Annotated in this window: 9 protein-coding genes; 6 read left to right on the top strand and 3 right to left on the bottom strand. The window is 64.1% G+C overall.

From position 1 onward, the window contains the following. From NTW26_07840 to gatB, 6 genes are all read left to right on the top strand, one after another. The coding region (locus tag NTW26_07840) for a ribonuclease PH (GenBank protein MCX7022165.1) at positions 1 to 177 on the top strand (177 nt) is incomplete at its 5' end. A 3-nt stretch (positions 178 to 180) separates the two neighbouring features. Next, entirely contained in the window at positions 181 to 660 is a 480-nt protein-coding gene (locus tag NTW26_07835; protein MCX7022164.1) for a hypothetical protein, read from the top strand. Positions 661 to 702: 42 nt separating this feature from the next. After that, the gene (gene recJ / locus NTW26_07830) at positions 703 to 3,120 is read left to right on the top strand and encodes a single-stranded-DNA-specific exonuclease RecJ (protein MCX7022163.1); all 2,418 of its coding nucleotides are present in this window, start codon (positions 703 to 705) and stop codon (positions 3,118 to 3,120) included. An 11-nt stretch (positions 3,121 to 3,131) separates the two neighbouring features. After that, complete coding sequence (locus NTW26_07825; protein ID MCX7022162.1) at positions 3,132 to 4,754, top strand: YCF48-related protein; 1,623 nt, start codon at positions 3,132 to 3,134, stop codon at positions 4,752 to 4,754. A 129-nt stretch (positions 4,755 to 4,883) separates the two neighbouring features. Continuing rightward, positions 4,884 to 5,189 carry a hypothetical protein gene (locus tag NTW26_07820; protein ID MCX7022161.1) on the top strand — a complete coding sequence of 102 codons (306 nt, stop codon included), beginning with the start codon at positions 4,884 to 4,886 and terminating at the stop codon, positions 5,187 to 5,189. A 13-nt stretch (positions 5,190 to 5,202) separates the two neighbouring features. Continuing rightward, positions 5,203 to 6,651 (top strand): Asp-tRNA(Asn)/Glu-tRNA(Gln) amidotransferase subunit GatB, encoded by a 1,449-nt coding sequence (gene gatB / locus NTW26_07815; protein MCX7022160.1) that lies wholly within the window; start codon positions 5,203 to 5,205, stop codon positions 6,649 to 6,651. A gap of 201 nt (positions 6,652 to 6,852) precedes the next feature. Here the strand turns inward: gatB and NTW26_07810 are convergent, their stop codons facing one another. The 3 genes from NTW26_07810 to NTW26_07800 form a co-directional block, all read right to left on the bottom strand. Then, positions 6,853 to 7,833 (bottom strand): polysaccharide deacetylase family protein, encoded by a 981-nt coding sequence (locus NTW26_07810; GenBank protein MCX7022159.1) that lies wholly within the window; start codon positions 7,831 to 7,833, stop codon positions 6,853 to 6,855. Beyond that, positions 7,834 to 8,727, bottom strand: a complete 894-nt coding sequence (locus NTW26_07805) for a class I SAM-dependent methyltransferase (protein ID MCX7022158.1) — start codon at positions 8,725 to 8,727, stop codon at positions 7,834 to 7,836. It abuts the gene before it with no gap. 305 nt (positions 8,728 to 9,032) lie between these two features. After that, entirely contained in the window at positions 9,033 to 10,457 is a 1,425-nt protein-coding gene (locus NTW26_07800) for an aldehyde dehydrogenase family protein (protein MCX7022157.1), read from the bottom strand. Positions 10,458 to 10,827 lie beyond the last annotated feature (370 nt).

The raw sequence follows: 10,827 nt of genomic DNA, 5'->3' as shown, positions 1-10,827 counted from the left end.
GTGGCCGCCGACGTGGACGCCAACGTGGTGATGACCGGCGCCGGAAACCTGATCGAGGTCCAGGCCACCGCCGAAGGCAAGCTCTACGACCGCGCCGCCCTCGACCGGCTGCTCGATCTTGCCACCAAGGGGATCAACGAGCTGGTGGAGCTCCAGCGCAAGATCCTGCAAGGATGACCGATGCCCGAAGAGAATGACGAGCTGTCCTGGTGGGTGTACCCCCCGGCGCTTTACCCCTGGCGGGCCCTGGCCGGGATCGTGGTCCTGAGCCTGATGGTGATTTTCCTCATCTACTATGCCGGTGGTCCGGCAATCGGGCTGGCCGGCGGAGCCGTGATTTTCTTCGTCCTCAACGGGTTTTTCCTGCCCTCGAGCTACTCCTTCGACGGCGAGGGCTTGGTCTGGCGCCGGCTCTTTTTCCGCTTCAGGCGGCCCTGGAGCCACTTCCGCTGCTACTACGCCGATCGGTTCGGAGTGATGCTCACTCCGAGTTACCGGCCGAGCCGGTTGGACCCCTGGCGCGGGGTGAACCTCTGGTTCGGACCGGCCCCAGGCGAAGAAAACCCGAAAGGCACGAACCGCGACCAGGTGCTGGCCTTCATCAAGCGGTACGTCAAGCCTTACCGTCCCCCGGTGGACCACCGGGACGTTCTGGGTTAATCTCCCCGCTCCCCGGCGGAGCGGGACCGGAAAGAGTCGAACATGGTGGGCCTTGGAGGAGCGAAGCGTTTCGAGTGGAGGGCGTCGCCCCCCGACTGGCGGGGTCGGCACCGCATCTGCCGCGAGCTCCTCATCCACCCGGTCACGGCCCAGGTGCTCCTCAACCGCGGCGTGAGCAATCCCGCCGAGGCATTTTCCTTCCTCTCCGGCGCCGTCCACCACGACCCGTTCAAGTTCCTCCAGATGGAGACGGTGGTCAAACGGATCATTCGGGCGGTGGAAGAGGGCGAGGGCATCTTCGTTTTCGGGGATTACGATGTGGACGGCATCACGGGCACGGTGGCGCTGGTGGACTTCCTCCGCCGCATCGGCGCCCGCGTCGGCCACATGGTCCCCAACCGGCTGACCCAGGGGTACGACCTCTCCCCCAAGGTGGTGGCCGAGACGAAGGCCGCCGGGTACGGCCTCCTCGTGACGAACGACTGCGGGGTCACAGCCCACGAGGCCGCCCGGCATGCCAGGGAGCTGGGGCTGGACCTCATCATCACCGACCACCATCTCGCCGACGAGAAGCTGCCCGATGCCCTGGCCATCATCAACGGCAACGTCGTCGGCTCCGGTTATCCCTTCTCCGGTCTGGCCGGGGTGGGGACCGTTTTCAAGGTCATCAGCGCCCTTTCCATGACCCTCGGCCGGGGGCCGGATCCCGAGGAGTACCTGGACCTCGTCGCGTTGGGCACGGTGGCCGACGTCTCGCCCCTGGTGGACGAAAACCGCGCCATGGTGGTGGCCGGGTTGTCCCGGATGAACAGCATCCCCCGCCTGGGGCTGGCCGCGCTCATAGATTCGGCCGGTCTGGGGGGGAGGCGGATCGGGGCGAAGCAGCTCTCCTACGTTCTGGCTCCGCGGCTCAACGCCGCCGGCCGCATCGCCACCGCCGAGGTCGGGGTAGAGCTCTTGCTCTCCGAGGACGCCGACGAGGCCTACCGGTTGGCGATGCGCGTGGAGTCGCTCAACCGTCAGCGGCGGTTGATCGAGTCCGAGACGACCCGGGAGGCCATGGCTCTGGCCGAGGACGACATCGCCTTCGAGGTGGTGCCGGTCATCGTCGTGGGGAGCAACGACTGGCACCCGGGCGTGGTGGGGATAGTCGCGGCCCGGCTGGCCGACCGTTTCTCCCGGCCGGCGCTCGTCTTCGGCGAGATGGGCCGAGGCTCGGCCCGGGGATACGGCGATTTCGACGTCATCGGCGCCCTGGACGAGTGCGCCGACGTCATCGAGGATTATGGCGGCCACCTCCACGCCGCCGGCGTACGCATCAAGTTCGCCAACCTCCCGGAGCTCCGGCTACGGATCAACGAAATCGCCCGGCGCAGGCCCATCGCGCCCCACCCACTCCTCGAGATTGACGCCGAGCTCCGCCTGACCGCCATCAACGAGCAGCTCCTGTGGGAAATAGAGAGACTCGATCCTTACGGCATCGGCAACCCCGAGCCGGTGTTCAACGCCGGTGGGGTCGTGCTGGCCGACGAGCCCCGGGTCGTGGGGAAGAACCATCTCAAGCTCGTACTCTCCCAGGACGGCGCGTCGCTGGAGGCCATCGCCTTCGGGCGGGCCGATTTGGCCAGTTACCTGCCCCGCGGCCGTCCCTTCGACGTCGCCTTCCACGTGGAGCGCAACACCTTCCACGCCGGCTCCAACATTCAGCTCCGCGTACTGGATTTCGACCTGGAGGAGCGGGTGGAGAGCGGTCCCTCCGGTGTGTCCGTGGACGACCGGCGCGATTCGGAGACCATGGACGACCTCCTGGAGATCGTGGCCGCGGGGCCGACGGTCATCTACGCCGGCTCGAACCGCCGCAGGACCATCCAGCGCTTCCTCGCCCTGCGCGGGTATCTCCCCGCCACCGTCCCCATTGATCTGGACAATCGGCACTACCTCTTCTGGGAGACCCTGGCCGTCGGCGGATTCAAGGTTCTCCCCGAGGTGTGGGCCTGCGTCTGCGATCCCTTCGACAACCCTTACGACGCGATTCTCCTGCGGGAGCTGGGGCGGATCGCCCGGAACCTGCACCTGGTTCTCCTCTACGAGCGGCACGACGTCAAGGAGTGGCAACACAAGACGCTGGACCGCGTGCGTCTGGCGGAGGTATACCGCGACCTGCCCAAGGACGGTCCATTCAACGACGACATCATCGTCCAACTGAGCGACCGGTGTCTGACCCGTGGGGAGGCCCGGCTGGCCCTGAGCATCTTTTTGGATCTGGGGCTCCTGACCCGCCGGAACGGCAGCTACGAGGTGGTTTCGGTGCAGGACCGGCGGGACCTCACGAAGAGCTTCACCTACCAGCGCCTGGTACGTTTCGGGGTCGAAGGGCGCCGCTTCCTCCGCCAGCAGATGGAGCTCGAGAGCAACGAGCTCCTCCAGCTCCTGTTGAACATCTTCAGCACCGTCGGCTAGGACGGCCCGCTTTGCGTGGACTGACGCTTTTATCCATCGCACTTTTTAATCTCGCCGCGGGTCAGACGGCTGTTTCACCCCACGGCGAGTTCATTTCGACGACCCAGGGCCCTCCGTCCCCCGCGGCCCAGGATTACTCGCCGGCGCCCTACTCCGAGGAGGTGGCGGCGCTGGTGGACCTCGTCAACGCAGGGGACGTCGAGGACGCCCTCGACCTCGTCCTCGCCGAGGACACCCGCTTCACCCCAACCTCGGGCTGCTTCGATACCGGCGCCTCGCTGGCCGCCTCCCTGCGAGCCTGGGGCTACGAGGTGACCGAGGACCCCTTCTTCACCACGCTGGTCTTCTCCGACGCGGATTCCGCCGGGGAGAATCTCTGCGCCGTGGGGCAGGCCGGGCTCATCTACACATCTTCGGACGGAGGTTTTGCCTGGACGCGACGGGACGACGGATCCGTTCCAGCGAGCCTGTACGAGGTCGCCTACGCCGCCGCCGACCCATCGAAAGTTTCAGCCGCCGGCTCCTCGGGAACCCTTCTCCAGAGCGAAGACGGCGGGGCGACCTGGACGGCCTTCGAGCTTCCCGGAGAAGGTAACCTTACCGTCACCGCGCTGGCGCGGCCGTCGGCCGACGTGATCTACCTCGCCGGCTACACCCCCGACGGGATGGCGGCCCTGAAGAGCACGGACGGCGGGAAGCACTGGAATTATTTGAACCACGGCTTCCCGGCCGGCGCCGTCTGCTTCGGGATGTTCTTCCTCGACGAGGATACGGGCTGGCTCTGCGGCGGGACGACAGGCTCCCCATACCGGGGATGCATCTCACGGACCACGGACGGCGGGGAGACCTGGGAGCTCTGGTCGGCCGACGGCCCCCTCGTCGTCAACCTCTCCCTCGCCGACGCGGACACCGGTTTCGCCGTGGGTAACGACTACGAGACCATCCTGTGCACCACCGACGGCGGCGCGAGCTGGGAAACGGTCCACCGCTTCGACGGCCCGGAGTACGAGTACCTAGGCGACGTCGTGGCGTTGTCGGCGACGAACGCCGTGGCGGTGGGCTACGGCGGCTGTGTGCTCGCGACCGCCGACGGCGGCGATACCTGGGAGTATCTGCGCGAGCCGTCCGACCTCCCCGACGAGGGGAACCGGACGGCGCTCGTCGCCATGGACTCCGAACGCTGGTTCGCCGCGGGGTACGGCGCTTTCGAGCTGACCGAAGACGGCGGGATTGGTTGGACGAACAGAATCGACGACCTGGGCCTGCCGCCGGCGGTGAACGTCTTCGCCCACAAAACCGGCGCCTCGGGGGAGCCGGGTCCTTTGGTAATCGCGCCCTACGACTGCACCTCGGAGAACCCCTGGTTCGACGCGCCGGGGGCCGACGCCAACGGCTCGGGAACGGCGGCGGCGCTCGTCGCCGCGAAGGCGCTGGGCGCTCTGGAGACCGAGCGCGACCTGGGATTTCTCTTCACCGCCACCCGCTACTCGGGGGGAGATTTAGGCCAGTCGGGCGGCCGCAGGTTCCTGGCGAAAACCCCCGGCTTCGACTGCCGGGCGATTCTCGACCTGGAGGCGGTGGGTTTTTGGGACGCCGGTTTCCTGGCGGTGCTCCTCGGCGAGTACTACCCGTAGGACGACGAACGGAACTACAACATCGGCACCGTCCACGACACCCGCGACACGCTGAGCCCGGGCCAGATTCTCCACGCGGCCCGGCTCGCCACGGCCTTCGCCGCCGCCGAGGCGCTCTTCGCCGACGAGGTGGCCCTGGAGCCACGCGATCCCTACGTGTATCCCAATCCCTTCCGTCCCGGTCGAGGGCACACGACGCTCACCTTCGCCGGGATGCCGGCCGGCGGGCTGATCCGGGTGTACGATATTGCGGGCTCGCTGGTCTACGAGGGGACGGCCGACGAGGGGCCCTTCGTCGAGGGCGGCCTGGCCACCTGGCGGCACACCTGGGATGCGACGAATTCCAGCGGCGTCCCCCTGGCGGGCGGCGTGTATATTTACTATGCTCAAGGACCAAAGGGAGACGCCGTGGGCAAGCTGGCGGTCATCCCCTGAGGCGGAGGCTTTCGTGAGCACCGATTATCGGCCCACCATCGCCTTCGAGGTTCATCTGCAGCTCGATACCGCGAGCAAGGCCTACTGCGGCTGCGCCGTCGTGTTCGGCGCCGAGCCCAACACGGTCGTCTGCCCGGTGTGCACCGGCCAGCCCGGCGCGCTCCCCGTCCCCAACCGCGGCGTCTTCGAGAAGGCCGTCCGCGTCGCCCTGGCTCTGGGCTGCGAAATTTCCGAAAACACCCACTTCGACCGCAAGAACTACTTCTACCCCGACCTGCCCAAGGGCTATCAGATAAGCCAGCACCCGGTGCCCGTCGGGTGGGGGGGAGAGTTCCGCTTCCCCTTGGAGCGCTACGGCGAATGGGCCGACACCGTCGTAAAAATCAGCCGGGTGCACCTCGAGGAGGACACCGCCAAGGCGGTCCACTTCTCCAAGGGCGGCACGCTTATAGATTTCAACCGCTCCGGGGTGCCGCTCATGGAAATCGTCACCGAGCCCTGCATCCCCAGCCCCGAGGTCGCCCACGCCTACCTCACGGCGCTGAAAGAAACCTTGGAGTACCTGGACGTCTCCTCGTGCAGCATGGAGGAGGGCTCGCTGCGGGTGGACACCAACATCTCCGCGGCCCCGGCGGATTCGAAAAAGTTGGGGACCAAGGTTGAGGTGAAGAACCTGAACTCGTTCAAGGCGGTCAAGGCGGCGCTGGAGTACGAGTTCGAGCGCCAGACGGGGATTCTGGCCTCGGGGGGGAAGGTGATTCAGGAGACGCGGCACTGGGACGACCGCGAGGGGACGACCCTGCCCGGACGGGTGAAGGAGGAGGCGATGGACTACCGCTACTTCCCCGAGCCGGACATCCCGCCGCTCGCGATTCCGCGGGAGTGGGTGGAGGAGATACGGGCCGGGCTGCCCGAGCTGCCCCAGCGGGCGCGCGAGCGTCTGCACGCCGCCGGTCTTTCGGGCTACGACGCCTGGGTGCTGGTGGCGGAGCGGGACCGGCTGCGCTACTTCGAGGCGGTCGTCGGTGCCGGCGCTCCTTTTAAGTCGGCCGCCAACTGGGTCAACGGCGACCTGGCGGCGCTCGTGAAGGAGGAGAACCGCGGCTTCGGCGATTGCCCCCTGACGCCGGTTCGACTGGCGGAATTGATTGACCTTGTCGAGAGCGGGAAGCTCAGCGGGAAGGCGGCCAAGGAGGTCCTGGAGCGGGCGTACCGGGATGAGGGCTCGCCGGTGGAGCTCCTGGAAAAGCACGGCCTGGGGCAAATTTCCGACGAGGGCAGCATCGAGGAGGCGGTCCGGCGGGTCATCGCGGAGCACCCCACCGAGCGCGAGGCGTATTTGGCGGGCAAGACCCAGTTGCAGAAATTCTTCGTGGGGCAGGTGATGAAGGCCACCCGGGGCAAGGCCGACCCCGGTCTGGTCAACGAGCTGGTGGAGCGGTTGTTAAACGAACCGGGGTAGCGTCGCTTTGCGCTCCATTGGGAACGCTCTAGGGCCGACCTAAAGGTTGGCCCCTACGGGGTAGACGCGGGATTCACACATTATTCGTAGGGGCGGGTGTCCACACCCGCCCGTTTAATTGCCCCTCACCCTAGCCCTCTGAATGTGTAGGGCGGCCCCGTGGGACGAGTCCTCTGCGGGCCGCCGCTTTATCAGCCGTCTCTATCCCTTAGCCTTGAGAGTCCACTCGTTAGCATCCGCGTTTGAGTCCTTCGGCAGATCGTTGGTGTCGAGGCGGGGCAGTGTGAGTGCATTGTTCTTACCGGGAGAGACGACACCGACTTCCGTGGTCAGCCCGGCAACACAGTTACGGGACTTCAAAACCGATAGCAGAGATTCGTCGTATGCCCCATAGGGATAGCACATGATCCAGCGTTGATCATTCCCACCGACAGACTCGAGAAACTCGAGTGACTTATCAATTTCGTTTTCTTGTTTTTGAGTGGAAAGAGTATTCAGCCAGATGTGATCATATCCGTGGGATCCCACATACATTCCGCATTCTTGGAGTGCTCGGATCTGGTCACGATTCATGTACAGTTCTCGCGAGAAAGAGTCTTCATCGCCGGTTACATATCGGCTGAATAGTTCATCTGTAATGGCTTTTCTCAGTTCGAGCGGCAACTCGCGCTGCAGTGTGCGCTTACAGAAAATGACCTCGGCGGTGTCGTAACGACTCGGCCTACCTATCTTCTCCCAGTACGCAGAGGATGCCGGCAGGTCGTAGCGGGATTGGCTTTCATCAATACGATTACAGATGTGCTCGACGAGAGATCGCTTATCAGGGGCGCTCGCGAGCACAAAGTGAATTTTGTTCACGTCGAGCACTTTGTGCTCGAGTATGCACCTGGCTGTTGGAAAGAAGCACCCATGCAGGTTCTCTCGATCTAAAACCGGGAATACCTCCGTGAAATGGTCTATGTAACCATCGTCGAAGGTCAGCATGAGCGGATGGGGCTGCAGTGGCGCACCTTCGACGATCGCGTCCATCAATTCTTGGCCGCTGATGACGTTGTAGTGTTTCTTGATGTAGCTTATCTGCTCTTCAAAGTCGTTTATGGACAAGCCCTTGATTTCAGGATAACGGGAGTATCGGAGAATCCGCACGTAATGGTACATGACGATTGTAAGAACGCTCTGCAACTATTCTTCTTTCTTGACGTGCAGCATAAATGCGGACGCATGCACGAGAAGCTGTGTGTTGTGTCTGGCGTGAACTTGCAGCAGGTCGGCGATGGATGAGTGAATCTGTGCGTTCGTCTCGCAAAATGAAGGCGGTACGCCGTGAATATGCACGGGATACACCTCGACAGCTTGCAAGCCTCTGGCGCGCAATAAACCGATCAACTGTAATGGGGTGTATTGGAATCGCGTCATTACGTCAATTCCGGTCTTCGCTTGTTCCGTCATGGGTGCCTGGAGCGGCGCGCAATCCGCACTTAGAACATCCGCAATCCGCTTTGCGGTAGTCCACTTCACCGCCTCCCTGATGAGAAGTTCAATATCGGCGACCTCCAGTTCTTGCAGCGTGAAATCATTCATGGAGACGAGGTTGAAGAGGCGGTTGCGAGAGCCGACGACGAACGAACCCCCTGGAGCAAGGGCATCCGTGACGAGATCGAAAAAGGTGTTCATTTCTTGCTGAGAGATATATTCGATGAAACCATTTGCTGAAATAAGGTCATAGCTTTTACTGGGTATCTCGAAGTCAAAGATGGAACAGCACATGAATTTGGCTTGTGTAACGGCCTCATCAATAGCTTTTTGGGATGCCAAATCTATCATCTCTTGTGCGTAATCCACACCAACGGCGTCAACTCCGCGTCTGGCGACATGGCAGACGAGTTCTCCCGTGCCGCACCCGACATCGAGAAACGACCGCATCGCGGGATTCTCATCCGCAATCGCAAGGACGTACCTATTTCTTTGCTCGATGACATTCACCTCGGTGCTCCCGAGTCCCTCGGCTTTCGACCTCCATTCTTCGGCGTGCTTCCTGAAGTATTCCAGGGCTTCCCGTTGTTGTTTTGATGTCATGATCGAGCATTCTCCTTACGTGTATGGCTAACGTCCAAGCTCACCGGCGGCGGTAGGGCGTGGTAGAGTTACCGTCCGGTGCGGCGTCTCGTTCGGCAAGAACGAGTAAGGTTACGGGTAATAATGCATATAATTTCGCCTTTAATAATACCTTATCTCTTTATTATATACGGATTATTTACGAGCGTCCGGGGTTATTGGCCAGAGCCCTCGCCCCCGGCCTGTGAGGGGATGTTCCTCCCACGGGTGGAGGGGAATGTAGGGCGGCCCCGTAGGATGAGTCCTCTGCGGACCGCCTCGTTTTATTATCTCCGGAAGGCGATGAGCTTGGGCTCGGTGAGTTCACCGAAGACGTAGCGCGTCCCCTCCCGGCCCATCCCCGAGCCCTTGACGCCGCCGTAGGGCATGATGTCGGCGCGCCAGGTGGGCGACTCGTTGACCAGCACCGCCCCGGCCTCGAGCTCGTCCGCAGCCCGCAGCGCCGCGTCCAGATTTTTCGTGAAAATGGAGAGGTTCAGGCCGTAGTCGTTCCGGTTGGTCCACGCGATGGCCTCGTCGAGCGTGTCGTAGGGTACCAGGCTCACCACGGGGGCGAAGACCTCCCGCTCGACGACCTTCATCTCCAGCCGCACGCCGGCGAGGACCGTCGGCCGGATGACGTTCCCCTCGCGCGTCCCCCCGGTGAGCACCATCGCTCCACCCGCCCGGGCCTCCTCGATCCAGGAAAAGGCCCGGTCCGCCTCGGCGGCGGAAATCATCGGCCCCACCAGGACGTCTTCCCGCGTCGGGTCGCCCACGCCCAGCGCCTCCGTCTCTCCGATAAAGCGGTCGCAGAAGTCATTGAAAATCCCCCGCTCGACGAAGGCGCGCTGGAGGCTGATGCAGCTCTGGCCGGCGAAACTGAAGGCGCCCCGGACAAGCCGCGGGACGGCGAAGTCCAGGTCGGCGTCGGCTGCGACGATGGCCGCGGCGGTGGAGCCGAGCTCCAGGGTCAGCTTCTTCATTCCCGCCCGGGTGGTGAGCCAGCGTCCGACGTCGCCGGACCCGGTGAAGGTGATGGCCCGCAGCTCCTTGGACGCGCAGAGCGGCTCCCCAACATCGGCTCCCCGGCCCGGCACCAGGTTGTACGTGCCGGGCGGCAGGCCCAGGCCGTCCAGAATCTCCGCCAGCACGAAGGCGTCCAGCGGCGTGGCCGAGGCCGGCTTATGCACCACCGTGCAGCCCACGGCCAGGGCGGGGCCCAGTTTATGCGCGGTGAGGTTCAAGGGGAAGTTGAACGGGGTGATGGCGGCTATCGGCCCGATGGGAACCCGACGGGCCAGCCCGAGCATCCCCCGGCCTACGGGCGAGGAATCCAGCGGTACCTCGTGACCGGACATCCAGCGGGGGCACTTGGAAGCCAGGGTCAGCGTCTCGATGCTGCGCTCCACCTCGGCCCGGGCCAGGGTGATCGGCTTGCCGCATTGGGCGACTAGGATTTGGGCCAATTCTTCTTTCCGTCCCCGGACGGCGTCGCGGAGACCGGCCACCACCTCGGTCCTCCGGTGTGCCGGCCAGCGGCCGTATTCCGTGAAGGCGTTTTTCGCCGCCGAGCAGGCCGTCCTCACTTGGTCCGCCGACGCTGCGCCGACCAACGCGACCTCCTCCCCCGTGTAAGGATTGGTGACGGCGATGGGTTCCGCTTTCCCCGGTGTCCATTCCCCGGCGACGTAGATTTTTCCGGGTTCCATGAAGCCTCCCTCGTACCGACCAGCTCGCACCGGTCGCACCGGCTCGATTATACGACGTACGCGAGCGTTTCGCCGGGGGCGTAGCTCGGTTCGCCGGGGCGTAGCTCGCTTCGCTCGGTTCGCTCGGTTCGCTCGGTTCGCTCCGCCGTGAAAAAGGGACCGTCGCCGGTCCCTTTCGTCATCTCGCCACTCTTTAGCGAACGAGGACCAGTCGCCGGGTTGCGCTGTTGGTTTCGGTATCGAGTTTGTAGAAGTAAACGCCGGACTCCACGCCCGTCCCGCGGGAGGTTGTGCCGTCCCAGCCGAGAGCGTGACGACCGGCCGTCAAAGTGTCGTCCACCAGGGTCGTGATCAGGCGGCCCGAAAGGTC

The organism is bacterium, from assembly GCA_026398675.1.
Classification (GTDB): Bacteria; RBG-13-66-14; RBG-13-66-14; order RBG-13-66-14; family RBG-13-66-14; genus RBG-13-66-14.
The sequence above is the reverse complement of the archived record's forward strand: the minus strand, read 5'-3'. Positions and strand labels throughout refer to the sequence as shown.

Excerpts from the sequence above, each read along its gene's own strand:
- NTW26_07835 (MCX7022164.1), top strand. The coding sequence starts at position 181 with ATGCCCGAAGAGAATGACGAGCTGTCCTGGTGGGTGTACCCCCCGGCG.
- recJ (MCX7022163.1), top strand. The coding sequence starts at position 703 with ATGGTGGGCCTTGGAGGAGCGAAGCGTTTCGAGTGGAGGGCGTCGCCC.
- NTW26_07805 (MCX7022158.1), bottom strand. The coding sequence starts at position 8,727 with ATGACATCAAAACAACAACGGGAAGCCCTGGAATACTTCAGGAAGCAC.
- NTW26_07800 (MCX7022157.1), bottom strand. The coding sequence starts at position 10,457 with ATGGAACCCGGAAAAATCTACGTCGCCGGGGAATGGACACCGGGGAAA.